Consider the following 15,527-nt stretch of genomic DNA (forward strand, 5'->3'; position numbering starts at 1 on the left):
CTCGCGCAGATATTGTAATGAATCGTGCCGACGAATCTGTCGACGTGTTGTTTAGAAGGTGCTTTAGTGCGTCGGTGGCCTGGACTTTCACCATGTTCGGCCTTGGGGCTTTCCTTTCTCCGGGCTTTTGGGCACCAGTTCTGTCTGACCGAGAGGGTGGCGATGTGGTGATGATCCGAACCTCAGTGATGGCCTTGCTTGTGCTCGCGTTGCCGCTCTGCACGGCCGACGCCGCGACTTTCACGATGAAGCGGGGCATCAATCTCGACATCTGGGAAACCTGGCCCGGTGAGGACAAATGGGACGACGCGAACGTCATCCTGCCGTTTCCCGAATGGCGCCAACGGCTCGGTGAGGGCGACCTGAAAACGCTCAAGGCCGGCGGGTTCGACGTCGTGCGCATTCCCGTCGACCCTTCGGTGTTCCTGTCCAAAAAGACAGAACCGCTGCGCGAACAATTGCTTGAGAGCGTCCTGGAGTCGGCGCGCATGGTCAACGCGGCCGGGCTCAAGGCGGTGGTCGACCTTCACCTCATTCCGTCAGGCGGCAATGGCCAGATCGGCATGTCCGAGGTGATGGACGATCCGGCCAATTTCGACCGTTATGTCGAGCTGGTCCGGCAGATGGGACTCACCTTGGCCAAGGAAGATCCGGGCCTGGTCGCCTTTGAGCTGATGAACGAGCCGGTCGTCGATTGCGAACGAGGCGAGGCCAAGCTCTGGCCTGAACGTCTCAAGCGCCTTTATGCCGCCGCGCGCGCAACGGCGACCCGCCTGACCCTTGTGCTGTCAGGCAGTTGCTGGGCCGGTGCGGAAGGTCTCGCCACGCTCGACCCCAAGGATATTCCCGACGACAATGTCATCTGGACGTTCCATTCCTACCAGCCGTTCCTGCTGACCAGCCAGGGCGCCACCTGGGCCGGCGACTTCATTCGTTATGTTACCGGGCTGCCTTATCCGCCCTATGCCGTGCCTCGCGCAGAGCTTGATGCTGTGCTCGACAAGGTCCGGGCCAAGATCCGGGCCGAGGCGCCGATGCTGCGCCGGGCCGGCATGCTCGCCTATCTCGATGAGCAGATCGCCCTGATCGACAGCAAGGAAAAGCTCGAAGCCGAGCTCGACGCGCCGTTCCGCCAGGTCGACGCCTGGGCGAAGAAGCACGACATCTCGCCCGACAATATCTATCTCGGCGAGTTCGGCATGATCCGCCAGGAGTACAACAATCCCTACGTCATGCCCGGTGCCTGGCGCGCCGCTTATGTCAACGACATGATCGCTCGCGCCGAGGCGCGCGGTTATGCCTGGTCGATCTGGGGCTACGGCGGCGCTTTCGGCATCGTCGACGAATTCGAGGGGCGGAAGGCGGAACCTGACGTGCTCGAGGTTGTGAAGGGGCTGAAGTAGCTTCGCTTCAGCTCAACCCAGGTCGATCGTGAGGATTTCCGGACGCACGCCGAAACGGATCGGTGCGATGCTGAAACCGAGGCCGCCCGAAACGATCAGGTTGCGGCCAGCTTCGACGACGTGGCCATAGGCGTAGCGGTTGCCGTAACGCGAAGGAACGACCGGCGAATAGCCGAACAGGCGCACCTGGCCGCCATGGGTGTGGCCCGACAGGGTCAACGCAACGCGGCTGGGAACGTCGGGAAAAATGTCGGGCTCATGGGCGAGCAGGATGACAGGTGCCTCATCGCCGACTTTCGCCAACGTGCCTCTCAGGTCGTGAAGCCCGATGAAGCCCTTGCGGCCCCATGCCCTGGCCGCAAGGCCAGCTGGTCGGCGAGGCCTGCGATCCAGAAGCCATGACCTTCCTTTTCCAGCCGGACGACGTCGTTTTCCATGACGGGAATACCCGCCGCTTCCAGCGCCCGCCTGGCAATTGTCGGACCTTGCCCGGCCTTCTGCGCCGTCAGGTCCTCCCACCAGTCATGATTGCCAAGGATGGAGAACACGCCGAGCGGTGCCTTGAGGCCCGACAGGGCCGGAGCCCATTCATGGGAATCGACCCAGCCGCTTACCATGCGGGTTCCAGCGACGTAGTCGCCAAGCAGTACGATGATGTCGGGCTCCAGCGCTTTGGCTTCTTCCGCCAACGAAGCGATGCGCTCTGGCGTCATCCAGGGACGGCAGGCGTGGATGTCGGCGAGCGCCACGACGCGCAGCTTCAAGCCATCGGGCCAGTTGGGCGGGGTCAGCGCGTAGCGTTTCACCCGGGTCAGCAGCATCGGTTCGATGCCGACCGCATAGCTGCCAAGCGCCGCCGCAGCCAGGACCGAACCGCCGAGAAAACGGAAGAAGCCGCGGCGAGTGATCAAGCTTTGGCACCCGTGCGATGGCGCTCGAAGCGCTGCTCGCGCACGCCGCCGGACCACTGGTCGCGTTCTTCCTCGGCAACGAGGTTGAAGCCGAACGATTCATAGAGATGCCGGGCCGGACCGAGCCCGACGAATGTCGTGAGATAGACGCCGGGAAAACCCTTGGCGTCGACATGCGCCATGGCCTTGTCCATCAGCCGGCGCCCGAGGCCCGTCCCGCGCGCGCCATCGCTGGTGATGAACCAGCGCAGATGCGCCAGCAGCTCCGTCGAGGTCGGAGCCTCCAGGCTGATCGTGCCAAGCAGGGCGCCGTTGTCGTCATCCTCAGCGGCGAAGAAGTCGAGGCCGGGTCTGAAGTCGCGCATGAAGGCGGAAAGCTCGCTGGCGACCTTGGCCTCGAAAGGCAGCCCAAAACCCCAGTCGCGGGCGTAGTAGACGGCGTGCAGTCCAACGATGTCGGCTATCAGTCCGGGGCGATAGCCGATCATGTATCAGTCTTCCTCTTGGAACAGGTTGATCTGCTGCACGGCAAGGTCGCGCGGGATCTCGAGGCCAAGGTGCTTCCAGGCATTGGCCGTCAGCACGCGGCCGCGCGGCGTGCGTTGGATGAAGCCCTGTTGGATCAGATAGGGCTCGATGATGTCCTCGATGGCGTCGCGTGGCTCCGACAGGCCGGCGGCGATGGTCTCGATGCCGACCGGGCCGCCGCCGAAATTCATCGCGATCATCGAGAGGTAGCGCCGGTCGAGCGAATCGAGACCGAGTGCGTCGACCTCCAGCCGCGACAGCGCCTCATCGGCGATGCGGCGGTCGACCGGACCGGAGCCGGCGACGGCGGCGAAGTCGCGGACGCGGCGCAAGAGGCGGCCGGCGATGCGCGGGGTGCCGCGGGCCCGGCGCGCGATCTCGATGGCGCCGTCGTCGGCGAGCGGCATGCCGAGGATGCGGGCGCCGCGCCGCACGATCAGCTCGAGCTCCTCGACCGTATAGAAATTGAGCCGGGTCGGGATGCCGAAGCGGTCGCGCAGCGGGTTCGTCAGCAGACCGAGACGGGTGGTCGCGGCGACAAGCGTGAACTTGGCCAGGTCGATCTTGACCGAGCGCGCCGCCGGACCTTCGCCGATGATCAGGTCAAGCTGGTAGTCCTCCATCGCCGGATAGAGGATTTCCTCGACTGCCGGGTTGAGGCGGTGGATCTCGTCGATGAACAGCACGTCGCGTTCTTCGAGATTGGTCAGCAGTGCGGCAAGGTCGCCGGCCTTGGCGATGACCGGGCCGGAGGTCGAACGGAAATTGACGCCGAGCTCGCGTGCCATGATCTGGGCGAGCGTCGTCTTGCCGAGGCCGGGCGGACCGACGAACAGCACATGGTCGAGCGCCTCGCCACGGCCCTTTGCCGCCTCGATGAAGATCTTGAGATTGGCGCGCGCCGCCGCCTGGCCGACGAAATCGTCCAGCGTCTGCGGGCGCAGGCTGTTGTCGGCATCCTCGCCGCGTTTGTCGGGGGTGATAAGACGGTCAGGCGAATTCATGCGTCCGTCCTCGCACGGAGACCGGCTGCGAGCAAGGCGCTCACCGTGCCAGCTCCTTCAGGCCGAAGCGGATCAGCTTGGAGGAATCGGCGTCTTCGCCGACGCTCTTCATGGCGGCGGCAATGGCGTTGGCGGCGATGTCGCGAGAATAGCCGAGATTGACCAGTGCCGAGACCGCATCGGCGATGGGGGCAGGGGCGACGCCTTCGCCGAGTTCCTGCTTGAGCCCGATCGTGCCCGTTGCCTCGCCGGCGAAAGCCGGGGCCTTGTTCTTGAGCTCGGTGACGATGCGCTCGGCAACCTTCTTGCCGACGCCGGGCGCGCGACTGACCATGGCGATGTCGCGCAGCGCGATCGCGTTGGCGAGATCGGAAGGCGCCAGCGTCGACAGGATCGCCAGCGCCACCTTGGCGCCGACGCCCTGGACGTTGGCCATCAAGAGCTTGAACCACTCGCGTTCCAGCTCGGTCTTGAAGCCGTAGAGCCGAATCATGTCTTCGCGGACATAAGTCTCGATGAACAGGATCGCGGCTTCGCCGGCGCCGGGCAAGGCTGCGAGCGTGCGCGTCGAGCAATAGGCGACGTAGCCGACGCCATGCACGTCGAGCACGCAGAAATCCTCGCCGATCTCGTCGACGGTGCCCTTCAACTTGCCGATCATGGTTCAAGCCTCGTCATGGATGGGTATCGGGCGCGATGATCTCGAGCTCGGGGAAATAGGTGCGGTAGCGGGTGGCGTCTCGGGTCAACAGGCGATGTCCGGACACAAGCGCATGCGCCCCGATGAGGAAGTCGGGCAGGGCCCGCTCACCGCGACCGCCCCGCTGCCGGTATTCGCGGTGCGCCCAACCGGCGGCCAGCGCGGCCTCGAAAGGTATGTCCTCGAAGGTCCACAGCGTCGAGACAAAGACGCCTTGATAGCGCTCCGCCGAAACGAACTCATGCGAAACTTCGGCTGCGACAATGGCATTGAATATCAGGTCGCCATACCGTCGTGCTTCTCGAATCTGCTGCCTGGACCAGGTCGCCCACTGCGAGCCGGGCTCGACGACATCAATGATGACGTTGGAATCAATGATTGTCGCGGACATCACGATCCCTGGTCATGGCCATGATGTCATCGGCAGTCAGATTGCTGTCGCCCGTACCTTCGATACGCCGGAACCAATCCTCCAGGCTGCGGTCAAGCGCCTTCGCCCGCATATCTGGCTCGGTGCCGCGCACCAGTTCGACAGCGCCGTCGGCGCGTTCGACAAAATCCACCTCCGACCCTGCCTCGATGCCGAGCCGGTCACGGATTTCCTTGGGGATCGTCACCTGGCCCTTTGTGGTCACGCGCATGGTAATACCTCGTAGGTATTACTTAGTGGCGATGTGAGAACAAGTCAAGAACACGTAGGTCGCGGCGAGGGTGTGGTGTGCGGTCGGGACGCCTGACTGGACGTTACCGGCCCTTCGCCAGCGCCAGCATTTCGTCACCATTTGTCGCCAGATCCCCGGCGCCTTCGAGCCGGTCGAGAATGGCCAGGAACCGGTCAAGCCGGTCGCGGTCGGCCAGCCTGTTGATCTCATCCTTGGGCACGATGGTGATCTTGCCGCCTTCGATACCGAAAATCACCTCGGTGTTGGCGCCGATCCCGAACGTCTCGCGCAGATCGCGAGGGATCGTCACTTGGCCCTTGCTGGTAACCCGCATGGAATCATTCCTCTTCTTGCTGGAAAGGAATGTTGCAGCGATGAGAACAAGTCAAGAACATCACGCGTGAGCGGCAGCCAATGCAGCCAGCCTGTATGCCGGGCTCTGGCGGTGGTGGGCATGGCAGATGGCGATTGCGAGGGCATCAGCGGCATCGGCGGTGTCGAACACCGACTTCGGCAACAGCACCTTGACCATCATGGCGATCTGCTTCTTGTCGCCGTGGCCGACACCGATGACCGCCTTCTTCACCGCATTGGGTGAGTACTCGGCGACGACGAGCCCGGCGCGGGCCGGCACCAGCATGGCGATGCCGCGCGCCTGGCCGAGCTTCAGGGTTGCAGTGGCATCCTTGTTGACGAAGGTCGCCTCGACGGCCGCCTCATGCGGCATTTCGCGGTGAAGCACGTCGGCAAGGCCGTCATGCAACTGGCAAAGCCGGCTGGCGAGCGCCGCCTTGCTGTCGGAGCGCACGGTGCCGGCGGCGACGAACCGCAGCGAGTTGCCGAGGCTCTCGATGATGCCCCAGCCGGTGCGCTGAAGGCCGGGATCGATACCAATGATACGAATCGTCTCTTTCATCCGCGAACTCTATCTTCACGGAGACAAGACGCCAGAAAAATGTGAACAAAACAGAAACAATCCCCGCGTCATCGCAGGGATGGTCCTGCGTCAGTTGCGGGAAAAGGCCGTGTTGAGCAGGCTGATCTGGTCGGAAACCGGGTTGCTGCGGCGCATCGCCTGCACCGGCACGACGGTTGCGCCGTTGCCATAGATTTCATCGTCCATGCGGCGCACATGCGCCTGCAGGCGCAGCGAGCGGCGCACCAGGTCGACGAAATCGGCGGGCAGTTCGTTCCAGCCGGCGGCGTCGTCATGGGCGGAAGCCGTGTCGAGCCGCACCTTGGACTTCTCCGAGGCGACCTGGTCGCGGGTCATCTCGCCTGAGTTGGCGGCGCGCTGCAAAAGCAGCCACGAGGCGATCTGCATCAGGCGGGTGGTCAGCCGCATCGATTCGGCGGCGTAGAGGGTGGCGGCAAGCCGCGACAGCTTCTTGGCCTCGACGCGGCCGGCACCGTCGAGATACTCGGCGGCCTGTTCGACCAGGCCCATGCCCTCATTGTAGAGGGGCTTGAAGGACGGCGAAAACACCCGCCTTTCGGCGAGCTTGATCGTGTTTGCGCTTTCCCTCGAAGGCTCGTTCATCATCGCTACCCTGCACCCTGTTCGCGTTCTGCCCGTCTTTCCCGACGGATTCTGCGCGGCCGTTCCTATACGCCAAGCCCGATGAAAATGCGCTTCCGCCGATGTGAACGCAAGCGCATGTTTAACAAAGGGTTAACGCGCCGGATTGGATAGCTTTTGGAGGGCATTTCCGAAGGCGCGCGGGCGAAAAAAAAGAGCCGCGGAAAAGCGCGGCTCTCAGGAGTTTAACAGGGAGGCGTCAAACAAAGTGGCTCCAACCACTCGGTAAGAATCCAGATGACTGGATACGCACAGTAAACACTGGGAATGCTTAATGGGCGCTTAAGATCGGTGCCGATTTCGCCTTATGGCGCGTTAGACTGTGCCGGCACGGCACAACGGTGTGGCGTTGCCGGCAGGCAGGATCTTATGCCGACTCAGGACTTCCACACCGTCGGCAGGGCGATGAAGGCAAACAGCAGCATCGCTGCGTAAAAGCCGATCGACGACATCGCCACCACCGGTTCGATCGCCGCATTGCCGCCGAGCAGGAAGAACAAGCCGACCAGAAGGCCGATGCCGCTGACCGCCGTCAGCCAGAAATGGACCTTGGCCAGCGTCTTGTCGCGGGCGACAGGAAAAAGATGGTAGAAGAAGGCGAACACCGCCGACATCAGCCAGCCCGCCACCATGGTGTGGGCGTGAACCGGCATCTGGCTGTGGTCCTGGCTGATCGACATGTGCAGGCCAAGCGCCATGCCGCACAGCGCGTAGACGACCGCGAGCGTGAAGAAATTCCGTGCTACCCCTTGCATTGTAGTCTCCTGATGCCTTTTCCCCCAGCAGGGAATGGGTTGATGTCGGCCCGTGACGAACCGTCGTAACGGGGCATGTGCACCGGCCGTGTTTCCGCGGCATGCCGCACGGCCAGGCCGCGCGCATGTCGGGTCGTTACATTGCAGATATCGTCAGGATGATGTGTCCGGCCATTCGCCCCCCGCGGCCGGTTGGATACGCGCCCCTCCAGCGCATGAAGGACGATATCACGTCGCCCGGTCGGCATTACATGCCTTGTAGCTGAAATGACGTGTTTTCCCCTGCCACCTTGTGGGGCCCCCGACCATCGTTTCCATTGCCGAAACATCCCGCCGTTTTCATCGACACACTACCGAAACAGCACCGGCGCTATTAGCCGGCCCGAAAATGAGCGCGGCCTGAAGTGGGTGCTGCGATTTCGCAAAACCGGATTGGAAAGGTCAGGAGTATGGATTGGTACTCTCTCTTCAAGTTTCTTCACGTCGTCGCAGCCGTTCTCTGGGTCGGCGGCGGCTTCGCACTGATGCTGCTCGCGGTTCGCGCCGACCGTGCCGGCGACACCGACGGCATGTTGCAGGTCATGCGTTCGGTCGGCGAACTCGGCAACCGGCTGTTCATGCCGGCATCGCTGGTCACGCTTCTGCTCGGCCTCGTCATGTGCTGGTTCTGGGTCGGCTTCACCGATCTCTGGATCGTGCTCGGGCTTGCAGGTTACGCCATGGCCTTCCTGATCGGCACCCTGGTGTTCAAGCCGACCGCCGACCGCATGGCTGCGATCATCGCCCGCGATGGCGCGACGCCTGCAGCGCTCGATCAGGGCCGGCGCATCCTCAAGGTGGCGCGATTCGACTATGCGATGATGCTGATCATCGTCGCCGACATGGTGCTCAAGCCGACGGCTTCCGACCTACCGATCCTCTCGGCGATGGCTGTCGTTTTCGCGGCCGGCTTGTGGGCAGCCTTCGATGGCTTGCACCCGTCCACCGTGGTTGCGGCCTGAAGGAATGGGCGCGCTTCCGGCGCGTCGCCCTCGATCCTTATCCCTTGGCCATGTCGCGCAGCCGGAACTTCTGGATCTTGCCGGTCGAGGTCTTGGGAATCTCGGCGAAGATCACCGCCTTCGGCACCTTGAAGCGCGCGAGCAGGGAGCGGCAGTGCTCGATGATTTCGGCCTCCGTCGCTTGCCTGCCTGGCTTCAGCTCGACATAGGCAATGGGCACTTCGCCCCATTTGTCGTCGGACCGCGCCACCACTCCGCATGAAGCGACCGAGGGGTGCTTGTAGAGCGCGTCCTCGACCTCGATCGACGAGATGTTTTCGCCGCCCGAAATGATGATGTCCTTGGAGCGATCCTTGATCTGGATGTAGCCGTCCGGATGCATCACACCGAGGTCGCCGGAATGGAACCAGCCGCCGGCAAAGGCCTCGTCGGTCGCCTTCTTGTTCTTGAGATAGCCCCTCATGACGATGTTGCCGCGGAACATCACCTCGCCGATGGTCTCGCCGTCGGCGGGTGTCCTTTGCATCGTCTCGGGGTCCATCACGGTCAGGTCCTCGAGTGCTGCATAGCGCACACCTTGGCGCGCCTTCTTCGCCGTGCGCGGTCCCTTCTCGAGTTTGTCCCATTCGCCGTGCCATTCGTTGACGACCGCAGGCCCGTAGGTCTCGGTCAGGCCATAGAGATGGGTGACGGCGAAGCCGGCGTCGGCCATGCCAGACAGCACCGCTTCCGGCGGCGGCGCGGCAGCTGTGTTGAAGGTGACCTGCTGCTGAAATGTGCGCTTGTCCTCGTCCTGGGCATTGATCAGGATCGACATGACGATCGGTGCCCCGCACAGATGCGTCACGCCATGGTCGGCGATGGCATCATACATTTGCCTCGCGCGTACCCAGCGCAGGCAGACATGGGTGCCGGCCTGCACGGCGAGCGTCCACGGAAAGCACCAGCCGTTGCAGTGGAACATCGGCAGCGTCCAGAGATAGACGGCGTGCTTGGCCATGCCGGCGTGGATGGTGTTGGTGTAGGCCATCAGCGCGGCACCGCGATGGTGGTAGACCACACCCTTGGGATTTCCGGTCGTTCCCGATGTGTAGTTGAGTGAGATCGCGTCCCATTCATCGTCGGGCATCGACCATGCGAAAGCCCTGTCGCCTGTCGCGACGAAGTCTTCGTAGTCGAGGCTGCCGATACGCTCGCCCTTGGGATAGGGGGCGTCCGCGGGGTACTCAGGGTCGTCATAACAGATGACCAGCGGCTTCACCGTTGCCAGCGCCAGAGCCTCCTTGACCACGCCTGTGAATTCGCGGTCGACGATCAGCAGCTTGGTCTCGGCATGGTCGAGCTGAAAGGCGATGATCGCCGCGTCGAGCCTGGTGTTCAGCGAATGCAGCACCGCCTTTGTCATCGGCACACCGAAATGCGCCTCCAGCATCGGCGGGGTGTTGGACAGCATCACCGTCACCGTATCGCCCTTGCCGATGCCGCTCGCCTTGAGCGCCGCGGCAAGTTTCAGCGACCGTTCCCACCATTGCCGGTAACTCGTGCGCTGGCTGCCATGGATGATGGCGACATGGTCTGGGAACGTCTTTGCGGCGCGTTCGAGAAAGCTCAGCGGCGTCAGCGGCTGGTGGTTGGCGGGGGTCTTGTCGAGGTCTTCCTCGTACTTGCCCATGACAGTTCTCCTCCCTGGTCGCGACGAGCCTATTCCACCGCCGCGAGGCGGTCATCCTCACATAAAGTCGACCACCCCGTCATAAAGCAGCTTCAGGGCCACGATTGCCACCGTCGCGTAAGTGAAGGGGTAGAAGATTTCCGGCCGCATCCGCCTGACCAGCCAAGCGCCGGCCAGCGTCGCCAGCGGTGCCAATGGCATCAGCGCCAGCGAGGCGGTCAGATTGGCTGTGTCGAACTGGCCGAGCGCAAAGTAGGGCACCAGCTTGATGGCGTTGGTGACGGCGAAGAAGATGACGCTGGTGCCGGTCAGCACCTTCGGATCCATCCTCAGCGGCAAGGTGTAGACCTGGAATGGCGGGCCACCGACATGGGCGACGAAGCTGGTGAAGCCGGCGATCGATCCCCAGAAGGCGCCGGCGGCGCCGTTCGGCTCGGTCTTGTGGTCGGCGCCGTGGCGCAGGCTGGTGTAAATCCAGCGCGCCACGAAGATGAAGGCGATGGCGCCGACGATGAAGCGCACATTGTCGGCAGTCACGACAGAGGCCATCAGCCAGCCGATGCCGATGCCGATGATCGAGCCCGGCAGCATCTGCCACAGGATCGTGCGGTCGAAGACGCCGCGCCAGGTCCACAGCGACACCACATCCATCAGGATCAGGATCGGCAAAAGGATTGCAGCAGCCTGCACCGGCGAAATCACCAGCGCCATCAGCGGAACGCCGACGAAGCCGACGGCACCGCCAAAGCCACCCTTGGAAAGGCCAACCAGAATCACGGCAGGAACTGCCGCTGCATAGAACCACGGGTCGAGAAGAAGGTCGGTCATCGAGGGCCTCTCGAATCCGCAATATCGGGATGCCGCGCAGTTGGCGAGTGCCTTCCCCATGTTTTCATATGCTTGGGCTTTGCCGCCCATCCTGTTCAACGGCAGCACTTTGTTCTATGCCCCAATGCAAACATGATCGCCTTGCATAGGCGTCAAGCACCCGGATTGATGCACATGAACCCAACCACGCCACCCAATCGCTGCCGTATCGTGCTGATCGCGCCGCCGACAGTCGCCCCGCAACAGGTCGAGGCGGCACTCGCCGGTGGCGACGTCGCATCGCTGATCCTGCCCGGCGAGGGCGTCGATGAAGCGTCGTTCCAGAGCTTTGCCGAAAAGGTCGTGGCCGCCGCGCAGAAGGCCGGGGTGGCAGTGGTCGTCGCCGGCGATACCCGCGTCGCCGGGCGTGTCCATGCCGATGGCATCCATATAGAGGGCAACAAGGAAGAGCTTGCGGAGGCCGTCGAAAGCTACCAGCAGCGCATGATGGTCGGTGCCGGTGGCGCAAAGACGCGCGACGATGCGCTTGAGCTCGGCGAAGAGCGACCAGACTACATCTTCTTCGGTCGCTTCGGTTACGACAACAAGCCCGAGCCGCATTCGCGCAATCTCTCGCTCGGTGAATGGTGGTCCGAGATGATCGAGATTCCGTGCATCGTCATGGCCGGTTCGGACATCGCCTCGGTCGAGGCAGTGGCTGCTACCGGCGTCGAATTCGTTGCCGTGTCGTCGGCGGTGTTCGGCGAAGGCATCGACCCGCGCGAGGCGGTGGCCCGCGCCAATGCGCTGCTCGACGAAACCGCGCCGCGTTTCGAGGAGTAGTCATCGATGGATCGTTCGCGCCTTCTTGCCGCTCTGCTGTGCCTGGGCTTTGGGCTCGAGCCCGCGATTGCCGTCGAGAGCGCGCCGATCACGCCGTCCGACCAGGGGGCCGTTCCTTCATTCGGCAAGCCGCTCGACCTGATCGATCCGAACCGCTTCGGGCCGGCTCCGATGCCGCTCGATGCCGCGCCCATGCCGGTCGGCGAGCCGATTCCGGCGTCGCAAACGCCCGACCTCGGCGCCAACCCGGCGGCCAAGGCGACTGACGGTATCGACCCCAACCGTTTCGGCGGCAAGCATTCTGACGAAGCCTACGGCGCCTTCCAGCGTGGCCTCTACAAGACGGCCTACAATCTTGGCATCACACGTGCCGAGGCCGGCGATGCCGCTGCGCAGACGCTGGTGGCCGAGATCCTTTCGCGCGGCCTGGGCGTCGCCCGCAACGACAGCGAGGCGGCTAAATGGTATGAACGCGCCGCAGAACAGGGCATTCCCGAAGCCCAGTTCCAATATGCGCTGATGCTGCTCGATGGAAAATACGTTACCCGCGACGACAAGGCCGCCAATGCGCTGATGCAGGCGGCGGCCGAAGCCGGCAACCGTTTCGCCCAGTTCAACTATGCCCAGATGCTGGTGCAGCGCGAACCGGGCGGCAAGGGCCTCGAAAAGGCCGTGCCCTATTACGAGCGCGCGGCGGCCACCGGGCTGCCCGATGCGCAATACGCCATGGCCCAGGTCTACGCCAACGGCGTCGGCGGCAAGCGCCGCGACGACAACCAGGCGCGGCTGCTGCTCGTCCGTGCCGCCAGGCAGAACTACGACTCGGCCCAGTTCGACCTCGGCTTATGGATGGCCGATGGCCGTGGCGGCGATCGCGACCTGAAATCCGCCTTCGGCTGGATGAAGCTTGCTGCCGATGGCGGCAATGTCGCGGCGCAGAACCGGCTCGCCAAGTTCTATATGGGCGGCATCGGCGTCGATCCCGATCCCATTCTGGCGGCGGCGTGGTACATCAACGCCCGCCGTGCCGGGCTCAACGATCCCGAGATGGACGACTTCCTGCGCGGCCTGACCGACGCCGAGATGAAGCAGGCGCTGGAACGTGCCAACCGTCTGCGCTGATCCAGCGAAAATCTCGACTTCTCTTGCCTAAAAAGCCATTTTGTGGTCTTGGAGGCGCCGATAGCGCCCCTTCCGGCGCAAACCTCTCTTCCGGAATCCAATCATGGCCAAGATCAACGGCAACGAAATCCGTCCCGGCAACGTCATCGAGCATGACGGCGGCCTCTGGGTGGCGGTCAGGACCAATCACGTCAAGCCCGGCAAGGGCGGCGCCTACAACCAGGTCGAACTGAAGAACCTCATCAACGGCACCAAGCTCAACGAGCGTTTCCGCTCGGCCGAGACCGTCGAGAAGGTCCGCCTGGAGCAGAAGGATTTTTCGTTCCTCTACGAGCAGGGCGACGCCCTGGTGTTCATGGACACCGCCAGCTACGAGCAGCTCGAACTGCTCAAGGATTTTGTCGGCGATCGCGCTGCGTTCCTGCAGGACGGCATGATGGTTACCGTCGAGCTCTATGACGAGCGCCCGATCGGCATCGCGCTGCCCGACCAGGTGACGCTGACGATCACCGAAGCCGATCCTGTCGTGAAGGGCCAGACGGCTGCGTCGTCCTACAAGCCGGCCGTGCTGGAAAACGGCGTCCGCGTGCTGGTTCCGCCGTTCATCTCTTCGGGCGAGCGCATCATCGTCGACACCAACGAAATCACCTACGTCCGCCGCGCGGACTGATTTCGACACTGCTGAGGTTGTAGAAATGGCGCGTTCAGCGATTCTAAATGTTATGGTGCAGGCCGCCATGAAGGCCGGCCGCTCGCTGGCGCGTGATTTCGGCGAGGTGCAGAATCTGCAGGTCTCGCTGAAAGGCCCGGGCGACTATGTCAGCCAGGCCGATCGCAAGGCCGAAGACATCATCTTCACCGAGCTGTCCAAGGCACGCGCCGGCTATGGTTTCCTGATGGAAGAGCGCGGCGCCGTCGCCGGCGAGGACGACCAGCATCGCTGGATCGTCGATCCACTCGACGGTACCACCAACTTCCTGCACGGCATTCCGGTGTTCTCGATCTCGATCGCGCTGGAGCGCCAGGGCCAGATCGTTGCCGCTGTCGTCTACAACCCGGCGATGGACGAGCTCTACACCGCCGAGCGTGGCGGTGGCGCCTTCCTCAATGATCGCCGCCTGCGTGTTTCCGGCCGTACCAAGCTGGTCGATGCCGTCATCGGCTGCGGCGTGCCGCATCTCGGCCGTGGCCATCACGGCAACTTCCTGCTCGAGCTGCGCAACGTCATGGGCGAAGTGGCGGGCATACGTCGTCTCGGCTCGGCCGCGCTCGACCTGGCTTATGTCGCTGCCGGCCGCATGGACGGTTTCTGGGAGACGTCGCTGTCGCCCTGGGACGTCGCTGCGGGCATCCTGCTCGTGCGCGAAGCCGGCGGTTTCGTCTCCGACGACAAGGGCGGCCAGGACATGCTCGACGGCGGCTCGATCGTCGCCGGCAACGAGACCATACACCGCGCGCTCATCAAGACGCTGAAGCGCCCGGTCACGCCGCGCTGATCCGCCGCGTCGCCGGTTTCTTGCCATCGTCAATTACGCCTGCCCATATCTCTACAGTGCCGCGCGTCCATCTGGACGCGCCAAGGACGCTGTAGAACGTTTGAGCGGTGCATGATCCTTTCCGAAATCGATACCGATTTTCGAGGTCATGCACCATGAAGGGCGCAGGGACGGACCATGTCGGACACGCAGCGCAAGCCTGACACAGCTGTGCCCTTCGTCGGGCGCTACAGTCATTCGCGCGCCGAGCTGATCGCCGACGGCGTGGTCCATGCGGTCGGCATCGTGCTCGCCGTCGCCGCCGGTGCTGTGCTGCTCTCCGTCTCCGCATTCTTTACGGCCACGGGCGAATATCTCGCCGCGATCGTCTTCGTCGTCGCCCTGCTCACCGTGCTGTCGGTGTCATGTGCCTACAATCTGTGGCCGGTATCGCCGGCCAAGTGGGTGCTGCGCCGCTTCGACCATGCCGGCATCTACCTTTTGATCGCCGCCACCTACACGCCGTTCCTTGTCCAGCTCGACGATCGCGTCACGGCAGGCTGGATGGCCGGCATCGTCTGGTCGGCGGCGGCAGCCGGCATGGCGATCAAGCTGTTCCTGCCCGGCCGGCTCGACCGGCTGGCGATCGCCTTCTACCTTGCCATGGGCTGGAGCGGCATCGTCATCCTGCAGCCGCTGATCGCCACCTTGCCGGCGGCGACGTTGTGGCTGCTGTTTGCCGGCGGCATGGTCTATTCCTGCGGCGTCTTCTTCTACGCGTGGCAGCGGCTGCGCTTCCAGAGCGCGGTCTGGCATGGCTTCGTTGTCACCGGCGCTGGCCTGCATCTGGCCGCAATGATGGACCTTCTGGTCGTGGCGCGGCTTTGACCGACGGCCGGTCCCAGCTCAGCGCGCGCAAGCGTCTTTCATTTTCGTCACATTTCCGCTTACAGTCGTAGTCCACTAACGTAACGCGCCGAAACTCATGAAAAGCTCGGTGCATAGACTTTACGGCGATGGAGCAGTCCGGGCGCATCCGTATGGATAGGCGGGGCTCCGATCGCA

18 protein-coding genes and 1 pseudogene are annotated in these 15,527 nt (G+C 63.5%); 7 read left to right on the plus strand and 12 right to left on the minus strand.

The window, feature by feature from the left end; all coding sequences use genetic code 11:
• The first annotated feature begins 170 nt into the window (after positions 1 to 170).
• Positions 171 to 1,403, plus strand: a complete 1,233-nt coding sequence (locus N7E70_RS06350; protein WP_263005827.1) for a glycoside hydrolase family 5 protein — start codon at positions 171 to 173, stop codon at positions 1,401 to 1,403.
• 12 nt (positions 1,404 to 1,415) lie between these two features.
• On the opposite strand, the pseudogene N7E70_RS06355 reads toward N7E70_RS06350, so the two are convergent.
• The 10 genes and pseudogenes from N7E70_RS06355 to N7E70_RS06400 form a co-directional block, all read right to left on the minus strand.
• Positions 1,416 to 2,314 (minus strand): annotated as a pseudogene (locus N7E70_RS06355) (metallophosphoesterase).
• A complete protein-coding gene (locus N7E70_RS06360) occupies positions 2,311 to 2,802 on the minus strand; it encodes a GNAT family N-acetyltransferase (protein WP_263005828.1) in 492 nt (163 codons plus the stop codon). Before N7E70_RS06360 ends, N7E70_RS06355 begins: the two are co-directional and overlap by 4 nt.
• Positions 2,803 to 2,805: 3 nt before the next feature.
• Positions 2,806 to 3,846, minus strand: a complete 1,041-nt coding sequence (gene ruvB, locus N7E70_RS06365; protein ID WP_067956812.1) for a Holliday junction branch migration DNA helicase RuvB — start codon at positions 3,844 to 3,846, stop codon at positions 2,806 to 2,808.
• Positions 3,847 to 3,886: 40 nt separating this feature from the next.
• Positions 3,887 to 4,507, minus strand: a complete 621-nt coding sequence (gene ruvA / locus N7E70_RS06370; protein ID WP_192313797.1) for a Holliday junction branch migration protein RuvA — start codon at positions 4,505 to 4,507, stop codon at positions 3,887 to 3,889.
• A 13-nt stretch (positions 4,508 to 4,520) separates the two neighbouring features.
• Positions 4,521 to 4,937 (minus strand): type II toxin-antitoxin system VapC family toxin, encoded by a 417-nt coding sequence (locus tag N7E70_RS06375; RefSeq protein WP_210283767.1) that lies wholly within the window; start codon positions 4,935 to 4,937, stop codon positions 4,521 to 4,523.
• The gene (locus tag N7E70_RS06380) at positions 4,918 to 5,187 is read right to left on the minus strand and encodes an AbrB/MazE/SpoVT family DNA-binding domain-containing protein (protein ID WP_154386618.1); all 270 of its coding nucleotides are present in this window, start codon (positions 5,185 to 5,187) and stop codon (positions 4,918 to 4,920) included. The genes N7E70_RS06375 and N7E70_RS06380 overlap by 20 nt, the downstream gene beginning before the upstream one ends.
• Before the next feature lie 103 nt (positions 5,188 to 5,290).
• Entirely contained in the window at positions 5,291 to 5,542 is a 252-nt protein-coding gene (locus N7E70_RS06385) for an AbrB/MazE/SpoVT family DNA-binding domain-containing protein (RefSeq protein ID WP_263005829.1), read from the minus strand.
• Positions 5,543 to 5,602: 60 nt separating this feature from the next.
• Entirely contained in the window at positions 5,603 to 6,124 is a 522-nt protein-coding gene (gene ruvC, locus N7E70_RS06390) for a crossover junction endodeoxyribonuclease RuvC (protein ID WP_263005830.1), read from the minus strand.
• A 90-nt stretch (positions 6,125 to 6,214) separates the two neighbouring features.
• A complete protein-coding gene (gene rcdA / locus N7E70_RS06395; RefSeq protein ID WP_263005831.1) occupies positions 6,215 to 6,748 on the minus strand; it encodes a protease adaptor protein RcdA in 534 nt (177 codons plus the stop codon).
• Positions 6,749 to 7,164: 416 nt separating this feature from the next.
• A complete protein-coding gene (locus tag N7E70_RS06400; RefSeq protein ID WP_263005832.1) occupies positions 7,165 to 7,542 on the minus strand; it encodes a hypothetical protein in 378 nt (125 codons plus the stop codon).
• Between the two features lie 449 nt (positions 7,543 to 7,991).
• Between N7E70_RS06400 and N7E70_RS06405 the strand changes: the two genes are divergently transcribed.
• Positions 7,992 to 8,543, plus strand: a complete 552-nt coding sequence (locus tag N7E70_RS06405; RefSeq protein WP_263005833.1) for a DUF2269 domain-containing protein — start codon at positions 7,992 to 7,994, stop codon at positions 8,541 to 8,543.
• A 37-nt stretch (positions 8,544 to 8,580) separates the two neighbouring features.
• Here N7E70_RS06405 and N7E70_RS06410 read toward each other — a convergent pair whose 3' ends face one another.
• Together N7E70_RS06410 and N7E70_RS06415 are read right to left on the minus strand one after the other, a co-directional pair.
• Positions 8,581 to 10,215, minus strand: coding sequence for an acyl-CoA synthetase (locus tag N7E70_RS06410; protein ID WP_263005834.1), 1,635 nt, complete (start codon positions 10,213 to 10,215; stop codon positions 8,581 to 8,583).
• 57 nt (positions 10,216 to 10,272) lie between these two features.
• Positions 10,273 to 11,043: a sulfite exporter TauE/SafE family protein gene (locus N7E70_RS06415; protein ID WP_067956835.1), complete on the minus strand. Its 771-nt coding sequence runs from the start codon at positions 11,041 to 11,043 to the stop codon at positions 10,273 to 10,275.
• A gap of 174 nt (positions 11,044 to 11,217) precedes the next feature.
• Between N7E70_RS06415 and N7E70_RS06420 the strand changes: the two genes are divergently transcribed.
• The 5 genes from N7E70_RS06420 (at position 11,218) to trhA (ending at position 15,350) form a co-directional block, all read left to right on the plus strand.
• Positions 11,218 to 11,865, plus strand: coding sequence for a thiamine phosphate synthase (locus tag N7E70_RS06420; RefSeq protein WP_192313812.1), 648 nt, complete (start codon positions 11,218 to 11,220; stop codon positions 11,863 to 11,865).
• Between the two features lie 6 nt (positions 11,866 to 11,871).
• Positions 11,872 to 12,987, plus strand: a complete 1,116-nt coding sequence (locus tag N7E70_RS06425; RefSeq protein ID WP_263005835.1) for a tetratricopeptide repeat protein — start codon at positions 11,872 to 11,874, stop codon at positions 12,985 to 12,987.
• Positions 12,988 to 13,090: 103 nt separating this feature from the next.
• The gene (gene efp / locus N7E70_RS06430) at positions 13,091 to 13,657 is read left to right on the plus strand and encodes an elongation factor P (protein WP_018429990.1); all 567 of its coding nucleotides are present in this window, start codon (positions 13,091 to 13,093) and stop codon (positions 13,655 to 13,657) included.
• 25 nt (positions 13,658 to 13,682) lie between these two features.
• Complete coding sequence (locus N7E70_RS06435; RefSeq protein ID WP_067956845.1) at positions 13,683 to 14,483, plus strand: inositol monophosphatase family protein; 801 nt, start codon at positions 13,683 to 13,685, stop codon at positions 14,481 to 14,483.
• Positions 14,484 to 14,660: 177 nt separating this feature from the next.
• On the plus strand, positions 14,661 to 15,350 hold the full coding sequence (gene trhA, locus N7E70_RS06440; protein ID WP_067956848.1) for a PAQR family membrane homeostasis protein TrhA: 690 nt from the start codon (positions 14,661 to 14,663) through the stop codon (positions 15,348 to 15,350).
• Positions 15,351 to 15,527: the final 177 nt, after the last annotated feature.

This window comes from Aminobacter sp. NyZ550, assembly GCF_025628925.2.
GTDB classification, from domain to species: domain Bacteria; phylum Pseudomonadota; class Alphaproteobacteria; order Rhizobiales; family Rhizobiaceae; genus Aminobacter; species Aminobacter ciceronei.